Below are 25,756 nucleotides of genomic sequence, written 5' to 3'. Positions count from 1 at the left end.
TAGCGCATTGTTAATGCTAATTTCTCCCCCATGCGAAATCGTGGTACTTACTGGACCACCTCCGATTTTGTTTGCCCTGCTTCTGGAAGGATTTGACCTGATGTTGCGTCGCCACATATTCGCGCTTTCCACACTTCTGGCATGCCTTTGCCCTGGAGTGTTGATGGCTCAGCTGCAAGTCGATCCGAAGCTGCCGGTTTACGAGCGAGTTTCGGGTGTTTCTGGCACGATCAAGAGCATCGGCTCGGACACGATGAACAACATGATGACCCTGTGGGCAGAAGGGTTCCAAGAGATCTACCCGAACGTCCAGATCGAAATCGAAGGGAAAGGATCGTCGACCGCTCCTCCGGCCTTGATCCAAGGGACCGCGACCTTCGGTCCCATGAGCCGTCCGATGAAGGCCAATGAAATCGACGACTTTGAAAAACGGTACGGCTACAAGCCAACCGAACTGGGTACCAGCATCGACATGCTGGCCGTTTATGTGAATAAAGACAATCCGATCGCAGGCCTGGCACTTCCTCAGGTCGATGCGATCTTCTCGACCAACCGCAAAGGGGGCGCCAGCAAGGATATTTCTCGCTGGGGCGAACTCGGCCTGACCGGAACATTCGCTCAGTCCCCGATTAGCTTGTATGGACGTAATTCGGCTTCGGGTACGTATGCGTTCTTCAAGGAAAACGCACTGTTCGGCGGCGACTACAAGCCTTCGGTCAAAGAACAGCCTGGTAGCTCTTCGGTCGTGCAAGGGGTTGCCACCGACAAGTTCGGCATTGGCTACAGCGGCATCGGCTACAAGACCTCGGACGTTCGTGCTTTGCCGCTCTCGATCGAAGGCACCGATTTCGTAGAACCAACCGCCGAGAACGCCGACGACTATCCGTTGTCACGTTTCCTGTTCATTAGCGTTAACCATCGCCCTGGCAGCGAACTGGATCCGCTGCGCCGTGAGTTTTTGAAGTACATCTACAGCCAGCAAGGACAGAAGGCAGTCGTCAAAGATGGCTATCTGCCCATCCCGGCTGTCATCGCGGAAGCTCAGTTGGAAAAGGTCGGTATCAAGAACTGAACCGTCACCGCGCCATCGTGTGAACTCCGCTTTTTCGTATCGCCCAGTCGATGTAAGAATCGCGGGGCTCCTTCCTGTTGTTGTTGGCATCACACGTTTCGCCGTTGATGGTTAAACCAAGGTTTCTCGCTATTCCATGAGTGGCACGCAGCCAAGATTCACCGGAAGAAAACGCAAGCTCAAGACTCATTGGAGCGTGCGTTGGTCGGACATTGTCTCCGAAGGCGTCATCACGGTTGGCGGGATTGGTACGATCGTCGCGGTCTGCCTGGTGGCGCTCGTTCTGGTGATGGAGGTCATTCCTCTGTTTCGCGGGGCGTCGATCAAGCCGCTGAATATCCGCGAAGCCCCATGGAGTTCTGGCGAGGTCGTTCACTTGGAACTGAACGAATACCAAACCATGGGATGGCTATTGACCCAGGACGGCACGCTGAAGGTCGTCCGTTTGATCCCGTCGGCCAAAAAGGATTCTGAAGCGGAATCGATGAGCCCCCTGGCTTTCGAGGTGGTTAAAGAAACCAAGCTAATCGACGACAGAGAGATCACGGCGATCTCGACGTCGACAGGGCAAACCGATTTCGTCCTGGGCATGGACGACGGAACGGTCCGAGTCGGCAACGTCGAATTCGAGACGACCTTTGTGGACCCGGTCGAAATCAAGAACTGGTTTGTCGACCAAACCAACAGCGTCTCTGGCAAGCAGCTATCGCAGCCTGGTGATACGGCGATCTACAAGGACGGGGTCGTCCAGATGACGCCCCAGGGTCAGTATCGGGCTCAGAGCGTCGACTGGACGCTTGGCGACCCGATTGCCGTCAGTGATTCACCAATTGTCCTGCTGGATCATCTTCCTGAAGCGAGCACGCGTTCGAGTCTGAGCGGAAAGTCGACCACGTTCGTGACCCTCACCGGCGACGACCAATTGAAGCTGGGCGTCGTGAGCGAAAAGAAAAGCCTGCTCAGCGGCAAGGTCAAGCTGGACACCAAGCTGTACGATCTTCCCCCGGCAACGGAAGACGACGGCGATCCCAAGTTCGTGCTTATCGATGATCTCGGAAACAACGTCCTGGCCGTCAAACAATCAGGCCAGCTGAGTCGATACGACATTCGCGACAAGAGCAACATCGTCATCGCCGAAACCATCGATCTTACCCCTGATTCCGATGCGCTGGTTACTTCGTGCGACTGGATTTTGGGGCGTGAGACCTTGTGCGTGGGAGACAGCGATGGCAATTGCTCAGGCTGGTTCCAGATCCGCCTGTCGGATCGAACGGATGAGAGATTTGCCAACCGCAAGAGTTCCGACGGGTTCGCTTTAGTGCGTGCCCATACGTTTCCTCAAGGCCCCGGAGCGGTCAGTGCGTTCGGAGCTTCATCCCGCAGCCGCATGTTCATCATTGGTTATGCCACCGGTCAATGCTCGCTGTTCCATATGACGACCGAAAAGTACGTTGCCGACCTGATGATGCCTGGAGGCGGCCTGGTAAAGCTGGCCAGAATTGCTCCTCGCGATGACGGTCTGTTTATCGAAGCCGATGGCAAGATTGCTCACTTTGCGCTCTCCCCTGGTTTCCCCGACATCACGCTGGCTTCACTCTTTTTGCCGGTTTGGTATGAAGGTTATGCCGAACCGCTGAACATGTGGCAAAGCTCTTCCTCGAAAACGGAAGACGAACTCAAGTTCTCTCTCTTCCCGCTTATCTCCGGTACGTTCAAGGCCACGTTTTACTCGATGCTGTTTGGGGCACCACTGGCCTTGTTGGCAGCCGTGTACACCAGTGAATTCAGTACCCGCCGTACGCGAACGTTGGTGAAGCCCACCGTCGAAATGATGGCCAGTTTGCCGAGCGTGGTGCTTGGATTTCTGGCGGCACTTGTCTTCGCGCCCGTTGTCGAAGAAGTGGTCCCTGCGTGCCTGGCAGCCCTTTTTACGGTTCCCTTCACGATCCTGCTGGGTGCGTTTATCTGGCAAGTCATGCCGCAAGCTTTCACGCTCCGGCTTCAGCCTTTCCGACTTTGGTTTCTCGCTCCTGTACTGATGCTGGGGATCTACCTGGCATACTGGTTCGGGCCGTCGATCGAGCAGTGGTTGTTCCTCGGCAACATCAAGTTCTGGCTTGTTCATCCCGAACAAGGCTCCGGCGTGGGTGGCTGGCTGCTGATCCTGATTCCCTTTTGTGCGTTCGTTACGTTCTTGCTGGACGTCAATGTTCTGAATACCTTTTGGCGGGGCAGTGTCGCCAAGGCGCCCCGGTTCACCTTCTCGCTTTTGAGCCTGGGAAAGTTTGTACTACTGTCGATCGTCACCTTCTCTTTGGCCTACGCCCTGGGAACTTTATTAGACCTGGCTGGCTGGGATCCTAGAGGCACTTACATTGGCGAGTTCGACCAACGCAATTCCTTGATCGTCGGCTTTGTGATGGGCTTTGCGGTGATTCCCATTATTTACACGCTGGCAGACGATGCCCTTTCCACGGTCCCTTCCCATCTACGGTCCGCTTCGCTCGGATGTGGTGCCACCCATTGGCAAACGACCGTGCGAGTCGTTATCCCAACCGCCATGAGCGGTCTGTTTTCGGCGCTGATGATCGGCCTGGGACGAGTCGCCGGAGAAACGATGATCGTGCTGATGGCCGGGGGCAACACGCCGATCGAAGACTGGAATATCTTTAACGGCTTCCGAACCCTTAGTACGAACATCGCGATCGAACTACCGGAAGCCGTCCAAGGAAGCTCGCACTACCGTGTGCTGTTCCTCTCGGCGTTGGTACTTTTCCTGCTGACGTTCTTGATCAATACGGTCGCCGAGGTCGTGCGACTTTATTTCCGGAGGAGGGCCTACCAGTTATGAGCCAACCTCAGGAAAACGCGAACAGCCACGTTAAGAAGTATCAACGCAAGGTCCGCCCAGGGCTCACGATCCTCTCTCAAGGGGAACCGATGATCTGGCTTTCGGGCGGAGCTTTGGCCTTGGCGCTATTGATGATCTTCGGACTCCTGGGGCTCATCGTCTATCAAGGCATGGCCAGCTTCTGGCCCGGCAGGCTGTACCTGGTCACGCTGAAAGATGGCTCGGTCTTGATGGGAGAACTCACCGACGAGGAAGACTACACGTCTGGCAGCACTTCGTCCGATCAATCCGAGAACGGGACGGCCAAGCCTAAGCCTTCCCATCGGTGGCAATACCGGACCGATAACTTCGAGTTCAAAGCGGCTCAAAGCGGCACGTACCAATGGGTGACCCAGGAAGAACTTTCCGATACGCCTCCGACGATGCCTGAGTGGGCGATGCTCTTTGAACGGACAAAGCTGGGACGCTTTATCGGCACGCCGCAGAAGTTCGTCACCTCGAAGGCTCGCCCGATCTCATCCGATGAAGATGACTTGAGCGATATCCACTCCTTCTTTGCCAATAACCAATCACGCCTGCCTGGGCCCGATGTGCAAGACGAAGATGCCCAAGCGGAATGGGCTGCCACGCTCGAATCGCTCAAGCAAGAGATTGACTCGGTCCAAGAAAAGCTAAATGCCCTTCAGGCCGAGAACACTCAGAGCTTCATCACCCAGAATCGAAACGGCAAGCAAGATCTAGTGGGTGTTACCGAGAGCGGCGAAGTCCTTCCCCTTTCCGACGTCGCGGTCGGACAGAACCTGGTTGCCATCCGAGAAGTCCTGGAGGGCCCCCAGGCAACCTACGATGCTTACCGGCAACATCATGACTCCGCGAGGGAGAGCGTTCATGCGATTGACCGCATTGCCGAGTACGAAGTCGGCGAGAGCAGTCGGCGTCAGGAACAAGCCCGTCTTCAACTTCGATCGCAAGAGCTAGAGCACGACGTTTTCGTCGAGGGCCTGGCCAACGAGATCTATAACTTGAAGATCGAATTGAGTGCGATTCAAGCCGACAAACAAAAAGACGTCCGAATCGTCGAACGTGCGACGCGTGTCCTCGGCAAAGACTCGGCGATGGCCAAAGTCGGCCCGGACCTTGTGGCGGCTTTAAATTCCCAGCGGACGAGCGAAGAGTCGCGGATCGAAGCCAGGCTGGATGAAATCGAACAGCTCTTGGAACAAGTCCCACCTGCTGCCCGGCAAGCCGTGGATCACTTCGTGGAGGTTCGTTTCGAGGTCGACAATCAGATTGCCGCGCTTCAGGAACGGATCAATGAAATCGAGGATCGCAACAATCGCTACGGGTTGTTTGCTACCACCGCCGAAGGAACGGAAGCGGAGCTAAAACTTGGCGACATCGTCCGAGCTTTCCCGGCGAATCAACTTGATTGGCTGGGGCGGCTGAACGTCTACTTCTCGCGCTGGGGCGAGTTTCTTTTGGCCGACCCGCGTGAAGCGAACTCCGAGGGGGGCGTTTTCCCGGCGATTTGGGGCACGGTTGCCATGACGATGATCATGTCGCTGATCGTCGTGCCGTTTGGCGTTTTAGCAGCACTCTATCTGCGCGAATATGCCAAGAGCGGCCCGATCGTCAGTATCATTCGCATCAGCATCAATAACCTGGCCGGCGTGCCGAGCATTGTGTTTGGGGTGTTCGGCTATGGCTTTTTGATTCTTGTGGTCGGTGCCTACATCGATGGTGGTCCCAGCAATGCCAACCTGCCGACCATGCCGAAACTGTGGTGGTGGTTGACCGCGGCGGGCCTGGCTATCGTGGCCTTTTCCGCGTTCATCACCACATCGTATTCGCTGGGCAGCCGAAAGGTGCTCACGCGGATGCGAACGCCGACGCTTGGCATCGCGAGTCTTCTGCTGTGGATCTTGACGACCGTCGCATTCATTGCGTTGGTGGCCTTTACACCCAACTTCCATGGCATGTATCAGGCCAACCTTCCGAACCCAACCTTCGGCAAAGGGGGCTTGCTGTGGGCCAGTTTGACGCTGGCGCTGTTGACCTTGCCGGTCGTGATCGTCGCGACGGAAGAAGCCTTGGCAGCCGTTCCCAATTCACTCCGCGAAGGCTCGTACGGCTGTGGAGCGAGCAAGTGGCAGACGATTCGCCGCATTGTTCTACCGCACGCCTTGCCTGGCATCATGACCGGCATGATTCTGGCCATGGCTCGCGGTGCCGGTGAAGTCGCGCCCCTGATGCTGGTCGGCGTGCTCAAGCTTGCTCCGGAGTTGCCGGTCGACCTGAGTGCCCCTTTCGTCCATCTTGACCGAAGCTTCATGCACCTCGGTTTTCATATATTCGATCTAGGTTTTCAAAGCCCCAACAGCGAGGCGGCCAAGCCGATGGTCTTCACCACGACGCTGCTCCTGATCACCGTGATCGCCACCTTGAACCTGTTCGCCATATGGCTGCGTGCCCGGCTGAGAAAGCGATTTCAGTCTGGTCAGTTTTAGCCCCATACGACGCCCATGTTTCGCCTTCGTGACTAGCAGAAGCCAAACTCCATGAGTCAACCACAATCAGGAACTTCGGAAACAAGCCGGCTCGAATTGATCGCCCAGGGGCACAACTTCGCTCCCGTGGTGCACGATGCCGTCTTCCGTGAAGAAAAGGTCCTGGAGATCAAGAACTTCAATCTCTGGTATGGAGACAAGCAGGCCCTCTTCAATATCAGCATGCCCATACCGCGCGGTCAGGTAACGGCACTGGTCGGGCCATCCGGGTGCGGCAAGTCGACCCTGCTGCGATGCGTCAATCGCATGAACGACTTGATCGACACCGTTCGGATCCAAGGCGATATCTTCCTGAACGATCAATCGATCTGCGATCGGGGGGTCGACGTCATCGAGCTTCGCAAACGAATGGGGATGGTTTTTCAGAAACCTAATCCATTCCCCATGAGCATCTTCGAAAACGTCGTTTACCCTTTGCGGATCGACGGCGAACGCAGCCGTAGCGTGCTCGAAGGGGTTTGTGAACATAGCCTGAAAGGTGCCGCAATCTGGAGCGAAGTGAAGGACCGACTCCACGAAAGTGGCCTGAGTCTCTCAGGCGGTCAGCAACAACGCCTGTGCATTGCACGAGCCATCGCGAGCGAGCCGGAGGTATTGCTGCTGGACGAACCGTGCTCCGCGCTCGATCCGATCGCGACCGGCAAGATTGAAGATTTGATTCGCGAACTCCGCGGCGAGTATTCGATTTTGATCGTCACGCACAACATGCAGCAGGCCTCGCGAATCAGCGATTACACCGCGTTCATGTACCTGGGTCGGCTCGTCGAATATGGCCAAACCGTCGATATATTCACCAAACCCAAACTATCCGAAACCAACGCCTACGTAACGGGACGATTTGGTTAGGATTCGCCCCACTTACTTTTTGCGAAAGGACGCCGACGATGATGCCTCGATTGCCCGTTGCAGCCAGACTGCTGACGCTCTTGGTGTTGACGACCTTTATTTGCTGCGCGGCCGTTGCCCGCGCCGATGAAACGGCCGCGCGTTCCGCGGACCACCAGAAATTCACCGAAGACTTCTGGACCTTCCTGCAAGACAAATACAGTGATTGGAAGCAGTTGGAAGGCTTCCCTCAAAACGTTCCTGCTCCCGAGGCCGGCACCGACGGCACCATCTACGTCAACGATGCCGCCGCGAAGGATCTTGCTAAACTCGATTATGGTTCGATCGTCGTTGTCGAGTACCAGCGGGACGGCAAGCCCTATGCCCTGTCGGCGTTGTTTCGTGCGCGCCCTGGCGTCAATAAAAAGAATGACGACTGGTACGAACTGTACTACCTTGCCGACGGCACGATCGTTAAGTCCTCGGCCGATTCTTCCAAGTACAACCGACCGGGATTTCTCACCAAGGTAATCGATGGCCGCCTGTGGGTTCTTTCTTTGGATAGCCCAAGCATCTCAGATCTGGTTGCCGGGGAAGGTCCCGAGAAGCACGTTACGCTGCCTGGTGCCGGTCCCGATCGGAAGACTATCAAAACGGATTCGCGAGAAACGGCCATCCATTACCTGTTTGCCAAACCAGGTTTCGTAACTTACTTCGAGGATGGCCGTGCCTGGATCTTCGCCAAGAATACCGAGGCCGCGACGCACTTCAAAAAAGAAGGGCTTCCCGAAAAGCACGTCACGCGTATTGGTGCCGGTCCGATGCGAACCACGATCAAAGCTCCCGACGCCGAAACGATCGACATGTTCCTCGGTAAGCCTGAAAAGTAGAAATCTGAAAGCGACCACTCATGACCCGCCACTGGATCCGACAGATCGAAGCCGTTCGTTCGCACCTCCTCTCGATGGGATCGCACGCCGAGGCCCAAGTTAGCGAGGCGACGCGGGCACTGAATGATCTCGATCGAGAGCGGGCCCTCGATGTGATCGCCGAGGACGACCAGCTCGATGAAATGGACGTTGCCCTGGAAGAAGAATGCCTGCACTCGATTGCCCTCTTTCAGCCGGTGGCGTCGGATCTTCGTCTGATTATTTCTTCGATGTCCGTGGGCCACGAACTGGAACGAATCGGTGATCTCGCGGTGAACATCGCCGAAAGCGTGGTCCGACTTCGCGACGGTGGTATCGCAACCAATCAGATCGTCCTGCCAGAGTGTTTGAAGCAAGCAAATCAGCAAGCCGTCGAGATGCTGCGCAAGAGCCTGGATGCATTCATCGATCGCGACGCGTTAACTTGCCGTCAGTTGATTCTTCAAGACCGCGAACTCGATCGATTGCATCGCCAGATATTCCAGTGGCTCAAGGACGGCATCTCGAACAATCCCGGTGACCTCGACTGGATGATCGAGATCACCGGCATTTCCAAACATATCGAACGAATCGCGGATCACGTCACGAATATCGCCGAGATCGTCATCTATTGGATCGAAGGCGAAATCGTTCGCCATCGTCAATCGTTCGACGACAACGAGGAAGCGGCACAATGATCTCGCAAACCATCCAGACCACGGAAGGCTTTAGAGTATCAGATCACACTGACCCAACCTGTTTCCTTCAACCAAAGCGTGAAGACGAACCGTGGCTCAACGCAGCATATTGATCGTCGAAAAAGCAGGGGGGCCGCTTCACACAGTCGCGCACAACCTGCAACAAACCGGCTGCCAGGTTTACCTGGCCAGCGGAACGCGTGATGGCCTGCAACACGCGATGGAATACGTACCGGACGTGGTCGTCTTGTCGCGGTCGTTGGAAGAAGTAGAAACTCTTGATCTTTGTCGTTCGATCCTGCGTCACCTGGGAGAAGACTCGACACCAGCCATCTTGATCGCCCCAACCGGCGGGGATTTAAGCGGCATTGATGACCCTGCCCACGATTCTCGCTTGGCCGAGTCGCTGGCTCTCGACCTTTTGGCTCAATCGGTCAAAACGCTGACCTTTCGTGCCCGCCACACCGTCGACACGCAAGCTGTTCTCGAGTGCCATGGCATCCGGCTCGACCCTCGCTTTTCCCTGGTCGAAATGGACGGCAATCGTCTGGACCTGACGCCTACCGAGTTTCGGCTACTGCAAGCACTGCTATCGCGTCCAGGACACGTTCTTACCAGGGCTCAGCTCGAAGAAGCCGCCGGCCTTCCAGCCAAGGACCGCGAGCCGGAGTCCGATTCCGAGAACGCTAGCAGAACTCGCCGGATCGATGTTCATGTCAAATCGATTCGCGGCAAGCTCGACCGGAAGGGGATCCTCATCGAAACCGTCCGGGGGGTGGGCTATCGTTTCCGCGAAGCCGCTTGGAATATAAACTCTTTGAATTAAATCTCTTACGCCAAAAACCACACCAGCGAGGGTACGTCTTCCCGCCAAAATTCTTTCGCGCATTTTGCGGAGCTACGTACTTGAAGATGAACTGGCGATTAAGGTATCGTTAATCAGGCGTGGTGAAGCTTGTCAGGGTTCTTAACCCGAAGACAATCAGTTTCGCCAGGGATGTCGTGCTAGCAAGTACGGTTGGCAGGCGATGCCAATCGGAACGGAATCCACCAAAACGATGGAAAGCGCGACGGATTATCGTGCTGATTCGGGAGTCATTGAAGACCCCGCGACATGGAACGGATTTCCTTCCCGTGATGATTCTCTCTCGAATTGACGATAGAGAATGGAAGGAAGATAGAAATCATGGTCGGTTTGAAAGCGAATAACAGTTTGAGTGGTAAAACCCTCTGGGAACGGCGTGAGCTTCTCCGAAGCCAAGCCAATGTGCGATTTGTCGATCCCGAACAGTTTTGTGCCTTAGCGGTCTCTTGCCGCAAGATTACTCGAGCAGATGAATCCGCAGCTGGTCTTAAGGGCCTGTTCAGCGAAGACGATGGCCTGACGTACTACGTCGAGGAAGAAACGCTCGATAAGTACCGCGATGGGGCCGATGTGCCTGATACGTCGTTGGAACTTGTTTAGTCGCCCTATCGCTGCCTACCTGGCTGGCGATCTCATCTCGATGGGTTCAGCACATTCTTGTTGCTGAATCATGGATGGACTTATTGAATTCCCCCACTACTTCGGTGGGAGCTGCCGACCCTCTGCCAGCAGCCGCATCACCGATAACCCCTACGGGTTGTCTGCTTCCGCATCCGTTTCGTCGAAGTGTGCTTCCGGAGCGTGTGAGCCACGCGGAACGCGAACGCTCTCGACCAGATCCTGGACCTCTTCCGGAGGTGGAGACGTCATCCGGCTGATCACGACCGCCACGATGAAATTCAGCGCCAGGCCTATCGCCCCGACCCCTTCCGGACGAAGGCCATTGGGGATCCAACTGCTTCCCTGGAACCAGGGGGTCATCAGTGGCTCGTCAAAGCCCAGCACGCGGTCCGAGCGGCAAAGGATGATGTAAACGGCCGTGAACAGAATGCCCACGATCATCCCCAAGGTCGCTCCCTCTCGATTCATTCGCTTGTCGAAGATCCCCAGGAAGATAATCGGGAAGAAGCTTGCCGCTGCTAGTCCAAACGCGAACGCGACCACTTCGCCGATGAAACCTGGCGGAGCAATCCCGAAGTAGCCAGCCACCAAAATCGCTCCGATGATCATGATTCGAGCGATGAGCAGTCGCCGGGGCTCGGAAGCATTCGGTTCGAAGAAGTGCACGTACAAGTCGTGAGCCATCGAACTGGAAATCACCAAAAGCAAACCAGCGGCCGTACTCAATGCGGCTGCCAGCCCTCCGGTAGCGACGATCGCGATCACCCAGGGCGAAAGCTGCGCGATCTCAGGCGTGGCCAGCACCAGGATATCTTTGTCGATCTTGACTTCGTCAAAGTTGCCGTCGACGTTCTTCAGCGAAAGAATGCCGTCCTTGTTCTTATCTTCGATCGTAATCAAGCCGGTCTTCTGCCAGGTATCGACCCACTGAATGGGGACTTCCTTGCCTTCATCATTAACCCGGTAAACCGGGATGTACTCTACGTCATCGTCCGACTTGGCAACTTCGCCAATCCGGGCACCTTCGAGCGTATTCAGAATGGAGTAGCGGGCAAACATGGCCAGCACTGGTGCCGAGGTGTACAGCAAGCAAATGAACAGCAGGGCCCAGAAAGCGCTGTACCGAGCTGCCCGAACGTTGGCCACCGTATAGAAGCGCACGATCACGTGCGGCAGGCCTGCCGTGCCGGCCATCAACGCGAACATGATGAGAAACACGTTCGCCATGTCGTAGTTGGTAAACGGCTGCGTGTAGGATGAAAAGCCGAGGTCTTCTTGAATCAAGTTAACCTTCTCAGCGATATCCCCCGTCGCAAAACCAATTTGTGGAATGGAACTGTCGGTCAACATTCCCGACAAGGCAAACGTCGGAATCAAGAACGCGGCGATCAGCACGAAGAACTGCACCACCTGGGTCCAGGTAATCCCCTTCATGCCACCTAACACGGCAAACACGCCGACGATGACCATCCCCAGCACGACCCCCTGCCAGGTCTCGACTTCCAGGAAGCGGGCAAACACGATCCCCACGCCACGCATCTGACCGGCGACATAGGTAATGGAAATGAACACGGCACAAACGGCGGCCACAATTCGAGCCGTTTCGCTGTAGTAGCGTTTGGCGACAAAGTCAGGCACCGTGTATTGACCAAACTTTCGCAGGTAGGGCGCCAGCAACATCGCCAGAAGGACGTAGCCACCAGTCCAGCCCAGAAGAAAGACCGAGCCATCCGAGCCCAATCCGCTGATCAGGCCTGCCATGCTGATGAACGACGCGGCGCTCATCCAGTCGGCCGCGGTGGCGGCTCCGTTGGCAATCGCAGGCACCCCCTGCCCGGCCACGTAGAACTCGCCTGACTCCTTCACACGGCTTCGCCAGCCGATGTACAGGTAGATCATGAAGGTGATCGTCACGAACCCAAAAGTCCACGCTCGCGTCGCCGTCATGGCGGCGCCTATTAGCGGCATTTGTTCGATAAAATCCACGGACTACTCCTTCACGTCATGTTTGCGATCAAGATAGTCCATCACCAGAGCGTAGACCAGGATCAACACCAGAAACACATACATCGACCCCTGCTGAGCGAACCAGAAGCCCAGGGGCAAATTGCCGATCTGGAATTGATTAAGCCACTCGATAAAGAAAATCGAACAACCAAAGGCCACAAAAGCCCAGATGGTAAGCAGCACGCCGATGACCATCAGGTTTTGCTGCCAATAGGCGACCTTTGGTTCCGGGCGGCTGGGAGGTGGGGAAGAAGACATGCGGGATTTTCCGGGACAACAATTTTCGAAAGAAAAGAAAAGTTGTCGCTAGGAAAATCAATTCTTATGCGTCTGTCAACTAGACGCATCCCTAAGTACCGCTTGAAAAGGGGGTGAAGAGCTGCAAATCGTGAACGATCCGGGGAAAGCGTGTGGCTTTGGTGTCCTTTCCCGATGCTATCCGAGTGCAGCTAGTTCCGCTCCAAGGTTACTTGACCAATCATGGCCCATGTCGCCAAAAATGCGACGCCTAACCAAGCGTGGAGTAATTCGACAGGCATATGCAACGGTCCCAACCAAGTGGTTTCGCTTTGCCCATCCATGAGTCACTTCACCCATCCGTGGCTAGTTACATGTATCGGACAGTGCATGCATACTTTTTTCAGAATTTGGCCTGCCTCGGATTTAATGGATTAAACGTTACCTACGCCCCTGCTCCCCCGGACAATCGACGCGCCAGGGGTTGCCTGTCCCGCACCGGGTTGTAACGGATGTAGCGACTTGGCCAGTTTTACGCAGCACGTGCGGGGGACAGGCGCCGTCTAGGTCGGCAAAAGAATCTCGCCTCGACCCATTTGGGCCAGGTCGCCGTGGAACAGGTCGTAGTCCCGCCAAGCAATCAAGCGAGCGACCTCCGGTACTTCCTGACAGGCGAAGTCTTTGGCCAACAGCGGCATCATGGTCGGCTTGAAGCGACAGGCATGCACGAAACCTGCCATCAGATCACTTTGCTGATTCCCGTGCAGAATGATCGTTCCGCGGCGCATCATCAGCCCCGGGTTGGTTCCCGCCTTACCGCCGACGAAGATCGTTCCGGCCAGCATCTCGTACCCGACAAAGTCGCCGCAATCGTTGGCGATGGCGATCGTTCCGCGCCGCATCCGGTGTCCTACTTCACTGCCGGCCGAACCGAGAATAAAAACATGGCCACCAGCCATGCCACGATTCTCGCCAGGCAGGGGCGCGCCGACACGATCGCCGACGTTGCCCAATACCTTCAGAAAGCCCCCTTTCATCCCTTCAGCCAGATTGTTTCCAACGTGGCCATGAATGAAAAGCGAACCCTCCCGCATCTCCTGGCCGGCGTGATGGCCGACCGAGCCTTGCACGAATAACGTGCCGCCATCCAGACCGGCACCAACGTTGTCCGCTTTCGAGAGATTGCCGATGATCCGGAGCGTCTCTTCGCGACGCGTCTCGATTTCGACGTCAAAGAGCTCCCCCAGTTCGACGCGTCGGTTTCCTTCCCAAACCGTCACCTTCGCCACCTCTGAAAGCGACATCGGCAACAGACGTGAAGGCAACACGCCTCGTAGATCGAGGCCAACCGTGATATCGTGACGTAAGCGAAGTCTCATGAATCTATTACGGCAATCCTGGGCGACATGATACGTCCTTTAATATAACCGACCCCGACCCAAGCGACATGACCACCCTGCCCCGATACCAGCGAGCCGCTTTGATCGTCTGTGGCGGTGAAAGCCGCCGCATGGGGCAATCGAAGCCGCATCTTCCGTTCGGCAACGAAACGATGCTCGAACGCGTCATACGGATCGTCTCGCCGTTGGTGGAAGAGGTCGTGCTGCTAACGGGCAAGAGTCAAGAACTTCCACTGCTTCCTTTTGACTACGTCGAACTGCCAGATCGTGTCGAACAACAAGGCCCGGCGGCGGCGATCTATGAAGGCCTGAAGTATGTGACCGGCTGGTCCGAAGCCGCGATCGTGCTGGGATGCGATCTGCCTCTGGTAACGCAGGCGTCGATTGAATACCTGTTCGAGCAACTTTCGTCGTACGATGCCGTCATCCCCCTGCACGAAGGAATGCCTCAGCCATTGGCCGCCGTTTATGCCAACAGCGCCAGGGAAACCTTCGAGAATATTCTCTTCTCGGGTAACCAGCGTCTGTTGTCGTGCATCGAACCTCTGAACATTCACTGGATCGATCCGCGCGAGCTTGCCGGCGTCGATCCTAATTTAGGTTTACTAAGAAACGTCAACACGCCGGACGCGTATCGCGAAGCGTTACAGATCGCCGGCCTGAAACATCCACTGGAAGATTGACTCACACGGGGAAAGAAACCACATGGCTGACGCAGCTCAATGGGAATTGACCAAACAGCGGATTGCCTTCACTGACAAGATGTTCCGTGACTTCATCGACGGCCTGGAACCGGAGCTTTGGTTTCGTATGCCACAAGAAGGAGTCACGCATATCGCCTGGCAGGTGGGGCACATCACCATTGCCAACTATGGCTTGGGGATGCTTAGAATCCGCGGCAAACGGGCCGAAGACGCAGGCCTGATTCCTGAGAGCTACTCGGCGAATTTCGGCCGCGGCAGCGTTCCCTCGCAGGATCAAACGATTTACCCCTCTCAGGAACGTCTTATTGAGATCTATAAGCGAGCCAACGACCAACTGCTGGAGGAACTGGAAACCTACACGCTCGAGCAACTCGACGAACCGAGCTTGCCGGATCATCCCCTTTTCAAGACCAAGTTCGAGACGCTCGTCTTTCTCCCCTATCATATGATGATGCACCTAGGGCAGATGGGGCTGTTGCGCCGTCTCTCAGGCAAACCGCCGCTACGCTAAGAAGCGGCCCAACGGGGAGTGCTGGCTTGCCGAAGAGACGTTCGCTACGTTCTGATCTTCTTACAGAGCCGAATCACACAAATCGGACGGGCAAGCCCCAGGCAAAGCTAACTACCCCCAAGAAGCAGCAAAAGGACTCGCGTCCAATCGACGTAAGTCCTTATGTGCTCGAATATTGCCTTTGAGCGGAGGACAAGGGATTCGAACAGATGAAGAAACCACTGGAAAAACGATATCTTCCGAGCAAGGCGGCGCAGAATCCGGCGCACTTCGCGCCACATTGTCACCTGATCTTTTGTCAGTAGTCAACGCCTGGGATAGCCTCTCGGAGTCCGTACGCCGCGAAATTATGCTGCTTGTTCAAGATGCTCGTATCAACAACGCCCCCTAGCCGCCGGAGATTCACCCCCGTTGATCTCATGACGTTTCCCTTGTCGAGAAAATGACTTGGTAGTCTCGAATAATCAACGACGGCACCTAACCCTCGCCAGCCCAATTTGCACGGTCAACGAAATCGGCGCATAAAAAATGCCGCCCTGCACTAGACATGACGGCTGGTTGCTCCGTAGAGCAGTGCCTGCGAATTTTTCATTCTTGTTACGAAAAGAGTCACAGGCAGGAATCAGATACACGCCCTGAAGTATAGCCACTCCAATTGGGGTGTCAACGCAGTCAAATGGTGATATTCTAGGCTAGTGAATTTCTCCTATATCTTGTCCGCAATACAACGACTGCATTCTAAAAAGACAATTACATGTCTGATCTTATTCTTGGCCTCGACATTGGCCCAACTTCCCTTGGATGGGCTTTGTTTTCTGAAAACACTCTAGTTGACTGTGGAGTGCGAATATTCCCCGAAGGTGTCGACCGTGATCAGCAAGGTGGCGAGAAATCGAAGTCGCAAAGCCGCCGCGTGGCACGGGGGATTCGGCGGCAGATTCGTCGTCGTGCTCAAAGGATTCGGCAGTTGACCAAGGCTCTTGTTGACGCAGGTCTTTTCCCAGTTGAACCGCAGGAGCAGGAGAAGGTTTTATCACGGAACCCGTACGAACTTCGAGCGAAGGCACTTCGTGAAGAGCTTTCACCGCATGAACTCGGCCGCGTATTTCTGCATTTAGCAAAACGTAGAGGCTTTCTGTCTAATCGTACGACCGACCGGAGCGGCGGAAGTGAACTGAAGGGCATCAAAGCGGATATGGCTCAGCTAGATGCAGATATTACATCTGCTGGCTACGAGACGTTAGGTGAATATCTCTATCATCTTGGTAGTGGCAATGACGCATTTCCGGTACGACTGCGTGGACGCCATACGCTTCGTGCTATGTACGAACATGAATTCGAGAAAATTTGGAATGCTCAGGCCAACTATCATCCTAAGCTACTCACGGTTAAGTTGCGTTACGGCCAGGAAGGCAAAAGCAGCTATCCGCTTACCCCAGTTGCGCGTCGTAAAGATGAATCGCTGCTAGAACGCTTTGGGCTACATGGCCTCTTGTTCTTTCAACGCAAGATGTACTGGCCGAAAAGCATCATCGGACGTTGCGATTTAGAGCCCAGGGAAAAACGCTGCCCGAAAGCGGATCGCTTGGCGCAGAGATTTCGGATCTTGCAGGAAGTCAATAATCTGCGGCTTATTTCACCCGCGGACCGAAAGGAATATACATTCGCCGAGTTCCTCGGTCCCGATTCCGATAAGAAGCTCGTGGACTATTTGTGCGAGGCCAAAGAGAGAACTTTTCCTCAGATTCGCAAGAAGTTCAAGCTGCCAGAATCAATTCAGTTTAACTATGAGCGTGGCGAGCGTTCCAAATTAAAGGGGCATGAAACGGATGCCCTCTTTAATGGGAAGAATGGACTGGGCAAAAAACGCTGGAGCGAAATCGCTGATAGGGTCAAGGATGAAATCATCCGGATTGTGCTGGAGGAAGATCGAGAAGATATAGCATTATTGAAGTTGACCAACGAGTGCGGCCTTACATCGGAAGAAGCCCAGAAGGCTGCGTCTCTCCACCTGCCTTCTGGGTATACGAATTACTCGCGGCTTGCCATTTCCAAGTTGCTTCCCCATTTGGAGATTGGCATGCCTTTGATGGGAAATGACGCTTCTGATTCCGCGCTGCATGCGGCTGGTTACCTCCGGCCTGATGAAAGAGAGGTAAGACAGTACGACCTTTTACCTGAGCCGCCTGACGTTCCCAATCCCCTGGTTCGCCAAGCACTCTATGAAATTCGGAAAGTGATCAATTCACTCATTCGTGAATACGGCAATCTAGGAACTATTCGTGTGGAATTGGCCCGCGAGGCGAAGAAATCCGCAGAAGAACGGACCCAGATTCGGATTGCAAACGCAAAGCGAGAGCGAGAAAACGCCAAAATTGCCAAAGCATTGCAGGACATGTCCCCCGCTATCAAGCCGACTCGGCGCAACATTCAGCGGTATTTGTTGTGGCAGGAACAGGGAGGTGTTTGTATTTATTCAGGCAAAAGTATTAGCCAAGCTCAGCTGTTCAATTCCGGAGAAGTAGATGTCGATCACATTCTCCCTCGATGGAGAAGCCTCGATGACTCCATGTCCAACAAGGTAATCTGCCATCGCTCCATCAATAACGAAAAAGCGGATCGAACGCCATGGGAGTGGCTAAGTCATAATAAGGAACACTTCGACGAGTTGCTCCTTCGTACCCAAAAGTTGCCTTATGGAAAACGCCAGCGTTTCATCAAGCAGGACGTTGAGCTTAATGAGTTTGTTGAGCGTCAACTTCGTGATACGACGTATATTAGCCGTCTACTTGCTCAATATTTAAAAGGGCTTGGTGTTCCGATTACCACCGTCAAAGGGTCGATGACAGCGGAGTTGAGACATCATTGGGGGCTGAATGCTTTGCTGAACGAGGATGGATCGAAAAAGAAAAATCGTTCCGACCATCGTCATCATGCAATCGACGCGATTGTCATTGGCCTGACGGATGCGAAACGCCTCCATGCTTTGGCGAACGCCCGCGGCAAAGACGTGGAATTGCCATGGAAGGACCTTCGTCATGATGTCGCAAAAGCATTGGGACGCATGAACGTTTCTCATCGTGTTCGCAGACGCATTCAAGGGGCATTGCATGAAGCCACCATCTATGGGCCTACCCAAAAGAAGGAGCGCCCGATACCGAGTGAACAAAGGCCTTGGGCTAAGGATTGGATTGAAGATCAGCAAGTCGTTGTCCGCCGCAAGAGTGTTTCCGACCTGACCAATACCAAGCATCTAGCAAAAATTCGCGACAAAGCGACTCGCCAGATCCTTGAAGATCATTTGCTTCGACAGAAGATCGATCCAGCCAAGCCCGGAGCAATTCCCAAAGAAGCTTTCACCGGCAGCAATACCCCACAGATGCCATCTGGTGTGCCTATCAAAAAGGTTCGTATGGTAGAGGAGGGACAAACTTTTCGTCCGATCCGAGAAGGGGACAATAGACAGCTTACGAAGCCTGGTAGCAATCATCATATTGCTTATTTCGCCGTGGAAGAAAACGGAGAAGAGGTCTGGAAAGGCGAAGTGACCGTTATGTGGGACGCTGCTCGCCGGGCGAAAGACCTTGATAAGTGCGGAAGCATGGTTTGTCGCGACGATGGCCATCAGGGGCGATTTGTCATGTCACTGTCTATCGGCGAGATGTTTGAGATGACCCAGGATGATGGCGAGATCGTCCTTTGTGTTGTTCGGAAAATCGACCAACGTAGCAGGCGAGTCTTTTACAAAAAGCACACTGATGCGAGACCGGTAGCAGATCTTAACTATGATAATCTCTACCTAACGCCCAAAAACATGCAACTGCGCGATGCCCGTAAGGTGACAGTGACTCCATTGGGACAAATACGAGATGCAAGCGATTGATATATTGAATACCTCACGGGTGTAATTACAATTTCTTCTGACGCGCTAGTTGCGCATTTATGTCACGGACGACCCAACTTCATCTGTGTATTGTGGAAGTTTGGGTTCTATGATCAAACGCACCGTTGAAATTTCCCGTGAGTCGTTCCATTTAGGGTTGCGGCACAAGCAGCTCACTCTCAAGCGAGAAGGGGATATCGTTCACACGATTCCCTGTGAAGAAATTGGAATGGTGGTTGTCGATCATCCTGGCACCACCTATACACATGCGGCGCTCCGGCATTTGGCGGAATCTGACGCAGCCGTTGTCATTTGTGGAGAGAATCACCTTCCAGCCGCGATCTTGCTTCCTTTGGCCGATCATAGCCAGGTTGTATGGCGGTTGAATGAGCAGATTGAAGCGTCAAAGCCGCTATGCAAACGACTTTGGCAACAGATCATCCGCGCGAAGATTGACGCCCAAGCTTCGATATTACCAAAGCATTGTCCTGGTCGCAGGAAGTTAAAGGCACTAGTCCCTGAGGTTAAGTCAGGCGATGCATCCAATGTGGAAGCAAGGGCAGCCAAAATTTATTGGCAGTTCTGGTACCCAGAAGTGGAGTTTCGCCGCGATCCTGACAGCAATGGAATCAACTCATTGCTCAATTATGGATACGCGATTGCTAGGGCAGCCATCGCCCGCGCCATTGTTTCCGCCGGATTGACGCCCGCATTAGGGCTTCATCATCGAAATCGCTCCAATCCTTTCTGTCTGGCAGATGACTTGATTGAACCTTTTCGTCCCATGGTCGACGAACGGGTTCGGGAACTCCATCGTCAAGGTTACGAATCTCTAACCCAAGAGTGTAAGGGAGAGTTGTTAAAGCTCCTATCTCGCCAGACAACGATTGTGGGCGAAAGCGGTCCTTTCATGGTTCATTTGCATCGTATGCTCGGTTCCTTGGTTAGGTGCTTGCGCAAAGAGCAGACTACCTTGGAGATCCCAGTGCCATGCGAATAACAGGGTACCGTGCGATGTGGATCATGGCCATGTTCGACTTGCCGACCGATACGAAACAAGCACGAAAGGAATACGCTCTATTCCGAAAGCGTCTGCTTGAAGATGGCTTTCATCGTATGCAATACTCTATTTACCTTCGCCCATGCTCATCGAAGGAAAGCACGGAAGTTCATTTGCGACGGATTCGCGCATTTCTCCCACCTGAGGGAGAAGTGGCAGTGCTCTCCATCACTGACAAACAGTATGAACGCATGGAATTTATGCTCGGAAAATTACGCGAATGCTCTCCTCAAATGCCCGATCAACTCGAACTTTTTTAAGGTCGTTTAGGCGTAACTCATTGCGACTAAGCCACTTAGCAGGAAGGTAGTGTATCTGATTCCTGCCTGGGACCAATCCGCAACTCGCCGAAGTAATGGCATACCGCGTGCACGAGTGTATCTGATTCCTGCCTGGGACCAATCCGCAACTTGATCGGGTAGGGCAGGATGTAGTTCTTGAGTGTATCTGATTCCTGCCTGGGACCAATCCGCAACGCTTCAGCAGCTTACCGGCTCGGCGATCCAGTGTATCTGATTCCTGCCTGGGACCAATCCGCAACGCATCTAATCCACCGTTGCCCGTGCCCGCCAGTGTATCTGATTCCTGCCTGGGACCAATCCGCAACTCCTGAGTTGGGTTTTCATACTGGCAGGCGAGTGTATCTGATTCCTGCCTGGGACCAATCCGCAACATCTTGCCCTTTGCATCGGCAAGCTCTTCTAGTGTATCTGATTCCTGCCTGGGACCAATCCGCAACATGCGACCCACGCAAACGCATATCGGTCCAAGTGTATCTGATTCCTGCCTGGGACCAATCCGCAACGGCCGAGGCGACGTGGCCGGTGGTCGATGCAGTGTATCTGATTCCTGCCTGGGACCAATCCGCAACTCGACCCAGTAATCAAGCACCGGACCGCGCAGTGTATCTGATTCCTGCCTGGGACCAATCCGCAACCACGGCGAGTGATCGCCGCATGAAAACTAAAGTGTATCTGATTCCTGCCTGGGACCAATCCGCAACTAGTTCGACGTCGAAGGCGTCGATCGAGAAAGTGTATCTGATTCCTGCCTGGGACCAATCCGCAACCACCAGTCGCCAGCATCCGTCGAGTTCTTTAGTGTATCTGATTCCTGCCTGGGACCAATCCGCAACCGGCCACTCGCTGGGCTCGCCGCCATGGGAAGTGTATCTGATTCCTGCCTGGGACCAATCCGCAACTACCACGCCCTCGGGGCGATGCGCTGGGATAGTGTATCTGATTCCTGCCTGGGACCAATCCGCAACCGTTATCAACCGTGCCGAGCGTGATCTCTGAGTGTATCTGATTCCTGCCTGGGACCAATCCGCAACAGTTCGGGGAAGCGGGAAGTCGATTGATAAAGTGTATCTGATTCCTGCCTGGGACCAATCCGCAACGCTTGGTCCTTGAGGTTGCCAAGCTTCACGAGTGTATCTGATTCCTGCCTGGGACCAATCCGCAACGAAAATCGTACCGACCTTGTACGAGAATTGAGTGTATCTGATTCCTGCCTGGGACCAATCCGCAACATCTCTCGCATCATGCGGCACAAGTCGTACAGTGTATCTGATTCCTGCCTGGGACCAATCCGCAACACTGACCGCCCAGGGCTGTTACACCTGCACAGTGTATCTGATTCCTGCCTGGGATGGCCAATTGGTGCCACTGATAAATGATAATATGCAAAAAGGATTCTCCCGGCTCCTTATGTATTTCAAAAAATTTGCGGGCACCCAATCGCGGATTTTCAGAGTCGAATCATATGATTTTCGACCATGCGTGGTATCAGTGGTCCTTCCCCCATTCGAACATTGGCGGTTTTCTCCGTAGAATTGGGCTACAACCAGAAAAGCCGGCGCAATTTGCGGCGCGGAAACCGGTTTTCCGTACGCATGCGAGGCCCCTCCATTTCTGTCCGTGATGACCGGTATCGAACACCCCTATAGTTCAATATCTAGCAATAGGCCCAATATGCCGGGAATATCGTATTTTCCCGAGTGAAACGCGTTTTCGCTATAGGTGATCAGAGCCGCGAAAAATTACCAACTCGTTGTTGTTCCTTGTCGATGAAACTCAACCAAACCTGCGCCAAATGACAGCAAAACAACTCCCAATATATGTCGGTTCACCTGAGTCCATTCAGACTTTCCTGGCTTGGCTTGATGACTTCGAATCGGCGTTAGTGACGCGAAGCGAAGACGGGAGTTTCGTCTGCGATATCGGCAAGTTAAATGCAGTCATTGCCACTGCAGACAACTATCTGCATTGCTTGAATCCCGTCGATGCCGAAAAGGTATCTGATCTACTTCGTGACTTGCAGAAACATACGGCCGCCTTACTGGCGGCTGGTAGAAGTGCGTTCATATCGCCAACGGCTGCCGATCTTGAACTACGTCAGAAGGTGGCCCACGCAAAAAAGGCTGCTTCAGACTATATTGTTTGGCTCAGGCTACAGTCCAAAAATGTCGTAACTACCCCAGCGAAAAAGACCAATTCGAAATCAGCTCCCACCTCTACTAGCTGGATGGGCGTTCGGGAATTAGCGGACGCCTATAAAGTACCCGCCGACAAGTTTGATGCTTTCTCCAAGGCACTCCAACGAAAACGCTTGAGTCTGGGCGATGAAGCGTGGCAGGAAGTCCATAATCCGCAACCGAACCAACCGCGTTTTCTCTATCGTGCGGATGCCACGGCAATACAAGAACTGGCTTCCAGGTACGTCAAGTAGCGGCAGCCTAGTTGTCCGCCCATTGTCCGCCCAAAACTTTTCCTAGCGTTTTCTTGCGACTACAGGCCGTGTCCTGCGGGAGGACAAATGTCCGCCCAACGTCTTTCCGCAACTCTAAACGCTGATTTCCGGGAAAATACAGATATGCGAGCCACACTTCGTGGTTCGGACCTGTCGCACAAAGGAATGTACGACCATGAACGAAGACACCGGCAAACTACTCGTGTCCCCCAATGAAGCCGCGAGGTTACTGTCCATCTCGCCAAGGAAGCTCTGGGACATGACCTTCACCCAAACCCCAGGCCTTCCGCACCTGAAGATGGGTCGATTGACCCGATACCGGATTGCGGACCTGCAAGCCTATCTGGAAGCGAATCTGAAGGGAGGCCAGCATGACGCCCGTTAATCTTGTTCTTAGTAGTCTCAAGAACGTGAAAAAGACTAAATCGGGCTGGCAGGCGCATTGCCCAGCCCATTCTGACCAGCATTCCAGTTTGAGCGTTACCGAAGGCGAAGACGGAAGAGCCCTCATCCACTGTCATGCTGACTGCCCTCCTGATCAAGTTTGCGCGTCGATGGGCCTGCAAATGTCGGATCTCATGCCAAACGAAACGGAATTCAACCCAAGCAAGAAACCAGACAAAGGTAAAATCGTGAAAACATACGCCTACGAAGACGAGGCCGGCAAGTTGCTCATGGAATCGGTGCGATACGAGAATAAGACATTCCGTCAGCGAAAGCCCGATGGGCATGACGGATGGGATTGGACAGTGAAAGGGGTTCGAGTTGTCCCGTTTCGCCTTCCCCAGCTACTAGCCAACCCAGACGCTTCTGTTTTCATCGTCGAAGGAGAGAAAGACGTTCATTCTCTGGAAGCAATCGGACTCGTTGCCACTTGCAATGCCGGCGGCGCTGGAAAGTGGAATCAAGAGCACGCTCAGTTCCTCCAGAATCGCGATGTAATCATTCTGCCTGACAATGATGAAGCCGGAGAGAAACACGCTGAGAAGGTCGCACAGACGCTTGTAGGGCTTGCTCGTAGCATCAAACTCATTCACTTGCCCGGCTTGCCGTTAAAGGGTGATGTGAGCGACTGGATTGAATCAGGCGGAACCGACGACAAACTAGCTGAACTGGTGCAGGAATCTGAAATATGGCAACCGCAACAAGTCGCCTATGAAACAGGCGATAGCTTGGATTTCGAGCCGTTTCCCATCGAGTTTTTACCCGAGCCAGTTTGCAGTTTTGTCCGAGACGGCGCAAGAGCGATCGGGTGCGATGAAGTCTTCCTTGCACTTCCATTGCTTTCCGCTCTCGCATCTGCGATTGGTGATTCTCGTTGCTTGCGACTAAAAGATGGGTGGGAAGTGCTACCGATCCTATGGACAGCCGTCGTTGGGGAAAGTGGAACTGCAAAAACACCGGCCTTCAAAGCAGCATTGAGCGCCGTTCGAACTCGTGAGAATGAAAACCTCGAAGAATACGACGGTTTGATCCGACAGCATGAAGATGCGATAGCTATCTACGACAAGCAGTTCCAGAAATGGAAGAAAGGTAGCAATGCAGACGAGTTACCACCAGTGAAGCCGGTAGAACCTCAGGCGACTCGCCACATTGTCGACGATACCACGCTCGAAGCATTGGTCCCTATTCTCAAATCAAATCCCAGGGGCCTGCTTCTTGCACGAGATGAACTCTCAGGGTGGCTTTCCTCTTTTGACCGATATACGCAGGGTAAAGGGGGTGGAGACGCCGCACGCTATCTTTCGATGCACACAGGCGGGGAGGTGACGATTGACCGAAAGTCAGGCATTCCCAAAACGCTTCGGGTACCTCGTTCCATTGTTTCGATCACCGGCGGAATACAGCCGGCAGTATTAAAGAAGACTCTTGGCCGCGATCATTTCGAAAGCGGTATGGCCGCCCGATTCCTTCTCAGTCATCCACCACGCAGAGCGAAGAAGTGGACCGAAACGGGTATTTCCTATGAGCAGCAGCAATGCCTCTCTGATGTGTTTGATCGACTGTACTCGCTAGAGCCGGAGATAGTCGAAGACGTGAATCGTGATCCGGCAGTAATAACACTTTCGAAATCGGTTAAGTCGTTGTATACGACGTTCTATGACCGACATGCCAAGGAACAAAGCGAACTCAGCGGAGAACTTGCATCGGCCTGGTCGAAGCTTGAAGAATACGCGGCGAGGCTGGCACTCGTGATCCATTGCGTTAGATGGGCCGCGAAAGACGCCAATTTGAAGAATGATCGATCGATTGACGGCGATACACTTTGCATGGCCTTAGAATTAACCGAGTGGTTCAAACATGAGACGCGACGCGTCTACCAGATAATGGCAGAGTCACAATCTCAACGAGAAGAGAGAGCCCTAGTCGATTGGATTAAGAGAAGGGGCAATCCGATAACTGCTAGGCAAGCACGGCAAAGTAGCCGCCGATTTGAGACAACAGAAGATGCCGAGTCAGCACTAGACAATCTGGCCCGGAAGGGGTTGGGATCCTGGGAACAATCATCCATTGGAAACACTGGGGGACGTCCTACGCGTTATTTCAGCCTCAATTGACTGTCTACTGTCTACGTATCCCCAACAGTCTTCGAATAACTCCCGGGTTTCGTAGACGTTGACTGCGAGTAAGTTCTCACACTCGCATCCAAGATACTCTCGGCGACCTCTCGCCCCGATTCACTCAAGACCGGTAAGTGATTTCTTGGGACTTGCCGGCTTGAACAAAAAAACAACTAGCTAGCCCGCACGAAGCGGCATACAATCGCATAGAACAGTAATTACGGAGAATCAAAGA

The 25,756-nt window shown here is 54.0% G+C and carries 19 protein-coding genes and 1 CRISPR repeat array; of the genes, 16 read left to right on the top strand and 3 right to left on the bottom strand.

Features of this window, described 5'->3' with window-relative positions:
* The first annotated feature begins 100 nt into the window (after positions 1–100).
* The 8 genes from Pan97_RS02360 to Pan97_RS02325 all read left to right on the top strand — a co-directional run bounded on the left by Pan97_RS02360 (position 101) and on the right by Pan97_RS02325 (position 10,386).
* The gene (locus Pan97_RS02360) at positions 101–1,072 is read left to right on the top strand and encodes a PstS family phosphate ABC transporter substrate-binding protein (RefSeq protein WP_144970404.1); all 972 of its coding nucleotides are present in this window, start codon (positions 101–103) and stop codon (positions 1,070–1,072) included.
* A 136-nt stretch (positions 1,073–1,208) separates the two neighbouring features.
* A complete protein-coding gene (locus tag Pan97_RS02355; RefSeq protein WP_196782255.1) occupies positions 1,209–3,923 on the top strand; it encodes a hypothetical protein in 2,715 nt (904 codons plus the stop codon).
* A complete protein-coding gene (locus Pan97_RS26720; protein ID WP_196782254.1) occupies positions 3,920–6,430 on the top strand; it encodes a phosphate ABC transporter permease PstA in 2,511 nt (836 codons plus the stop codon). The genes Pan97_RS02355 and Pan97_RS26720 overlap by 4 nt, the downstream gene beginning before the upstream one ends.
* 51 nt (positions 6,431–6,481) lie before the next feature.
* Positions 6,482–7,336 carry a phosphate ABC transporter ATP-binding protein PstB gene (gene pstB / locus Pan97_RS02345; protein WP_144970402.1) on the top strand — a complete coding sequence of 285 codons (855 nt, stop codon included), beginning with the start codon at positions 6,482–6,484 and terminating at the stop codon, positions 7,334–7,336.
* A gap of 38 nt (positions 7,337–7,374) precedes the next feature.
* A complete protein-coding gene (locus Pan97_RS02340) occupies positions 7,375–8,205 on the top strand; it encodes a hypothetical protein (RefSeq protein WP_144970400.1) in 831 nt (276 codons plus the stop codon).
* Between the two features lie 20 nt (positions 8,206–8,225).
* Complete coding sequence (gene phoU / locus Pan97_RS02335) at positions 8,226–8,921, top strand: phosphate signaling complex protein PhoU (RefSeq protein WP_144970398.1); 696 nt, start codon at positions 8,226–8,228, stop codon at positions 8,919–8,921.
* A 91-nt stretch (positions 8,922–9,012) separates the two neighbouring features.
* Positions 9,013–9,747: a winged helix-turn-helix transcriptional regulator gene (locus tag Pan97_RS02330; RefSeq protein WP_144970396.1), complete on the top strand. Its 735-nt coding sequence runs from the start codon at positions 9,013–9,015 to the stop codon at positions 9,745–9,747.
* A gap of 360 nt (positions 9,748–10,107) precedes the next feature.
* Entirely contained in the window at positions 10,108–10,386 is a 279-nt protein-coding gene (locus tag Pan97_RS02325; RefSeq protein ID WP_144970394.1) for a hypothetical protein, read from the top strand.
* A gap of 150 nt (positions 10,387–10,536) precedes the next feature.
* Here Pan97_RS02325 and Pan97_RS02320 read toward each other — a convergent pair whose 3' ends face one another.
* The 3 genes from Pan97_RS02320 to Pan97_RS02310 all read right to left on the bottom strand — a co-directional run bounded on the left by Pan97_RS02320 (position 10,537) and on the right by Pan97_RS02310 (position 14,030).
* Positions 10,537–12,393: a sodium:solute symporter family protein gene (locus Pan97_RS02320; RefSeq protein ID WP_196782253.1), complete on the bottom strand. Its 1,857-nt coding sequence runs from the start codon at positions 12,391–12,393 to the stop codon at positions 10,537–10,539.
* A gap of 3 nt (positions 12,394–12,396) precedes the next feature.
* Positions 12,397–12,672 carry a DUF4212 domain-containing protein gene (locus Pan97_RS02315; protein WP_144970392.1) on the bottom strand — a complete coding sequence of 92 codons (276 nt, stop codon included), beginning with the start codon at positions 12,670–12,672 and terminating at the stop codon, positions 12,397–12,399.
* Positions 12,673–13,214: 542 nt separating this feature from the next.
* Entirely contained in the window at positions 13,215–14,030 is an 816-nt protein-coding gene (locus Pan97_RS02310) for a formylmethanofuran dehydrogenase subunit C (RefSeq protein WP_144970390.1), read from the bottom strand.
* Between the two features lie 68 nt (positions 14,031–14,098).
* On the opposite strand from Pan97_RS02310, the gene mobA reads away from it, so the two are divergent.
* The 8 genes from mobA (at position 14,099) to Pan97_RS02270 (ending at position 25,518) form a co-directional block, all read left to right on the top strand.
* Positions 14,099–14,734, top strand: coding sequence for a molybdenum cofactor guanylyltransferase (gene mobA, locus Pan97_RS02305; RefSeq protein WP_144970388.1), 636 nt, complete (start codon positions 14,099–14,101; stop codon positions 14,732–14,734).
* Positions 14,735–14,756: 22 nt separating this feature from the next.
* The gene (locus tag Pan97_RS02300; RefSeq protein ID WP_144970386.1) at positions 14,757–15,266 is read left to right on the top strand and encodes a DinB family protein; all 510 of its coding nucleotides are present in this window, start codon (positions 14,757–14,759) and stop codon (positions 15,264–15,266) included.
* 754 nt (positions 15,267–16,020) lie between these two features.
* The gene (gene cas9 / locus Pan97_RS02295; RefSeq protein WP_144970384.1) at positions 16,021–19,149 is read left to right on the top strand and encodes a type II CRISPR RNA-guided endonuclease Cas9; all 3,129 of its coding nucleotides are present in this window, start codon (positions 16,021–16,023) and stop codon (positions 19,147–19,149) included.
* 109 nt (positions 19,150–19,258) lie between these two features.
* Entirely contained in the window at positions 19,259–20,149 is an 891-nt protein-coding gene (gene cas1, locus Pan97_RS02290; protein WP_144970382.1) for a type II CRISPR-associated endonuclease Cas1, read from the top strand.
* A 23-nt stretch (positions 20,150–20,172) separates the two neighbouring features.
* The gene (cas2, locus tag Pan97_RS02285) at positions 20,173–20,469 is read left to right on the top strand and encodes a CRISPR-associated endonuclease Cas2 (protein ID WP_196782252.1); all 297 of its coding nucleotides are present in this window, start codon (positions 20,173–20,175) and stop codon (positions 20,467–20,469) included.
* Positions 20,470–20,517: 48 nt separating this feature from the next.
* A CRISPR array of direct repeats spans positions 20,518–21,806; the repeat unit is 36 nt; unit sequence AGTGTATCTGATTCCTGCCTGGGACCAATCCGCAAC.
* 455 nt (positions 21,807–22,261) lie between these two features.
* Positions 22,262–22,939 (top strand): hypothetical protein, encoded by a 678-nt coding sequence (locus Pan97_RS02280; RefSeq protein ID WP_144970378.1) that lies wholly within the window; start codon positions 22,262–22,264, stop codon positions 22,937–22,939.
* 196 nt (positions 22,940–23,135) lie between these two features.
* Positions 23,136–23,345 carry a helix-turn-helix domain-containing protein gene (locus Pan97_RS02275; RefSeq protein WP_144970375.1) on the top strand — a complete coding sequence of 70 codons (210 nt, stop codon included), beginning with the start codon at positions 23,136–23,138 and terminating at the stop codon, positions 23,343–23,345.
* Positions 23,332–25,518 carry a YfjI family protein gene (locus tag Pan97_RS02270; protein ID WP_144970373.1) on the top strand — a complete coding sequence of 729 codons (2,187 nt, stop codon included), beginning with the start codon at positions 23,332–23,334 and terminating at the stop codon, positions 25,516–25,518. Before Pan97_RS02275 ends, Pan97_RS02270 begins: the two co-directional genes overlap by 14 nt.
* Positions 25,519–25,756 lie beyond the last annotated feature (238 nt).

The organism is Bremerella volcania, assembly GCF_007748115.1.
In the GTDB taxonomy this organism is placed as follows: Bacteria; Planctomycetota; Planctomycetia; order Pirellulales; family Pirellulaceae; genus Bremerella; species Bremerella volcania.
The sequence above is the reverse complement of the archived record's forward strand: the minus strand, read 5'-3'. Positions and strand labels throughout refer to the sequence as shown.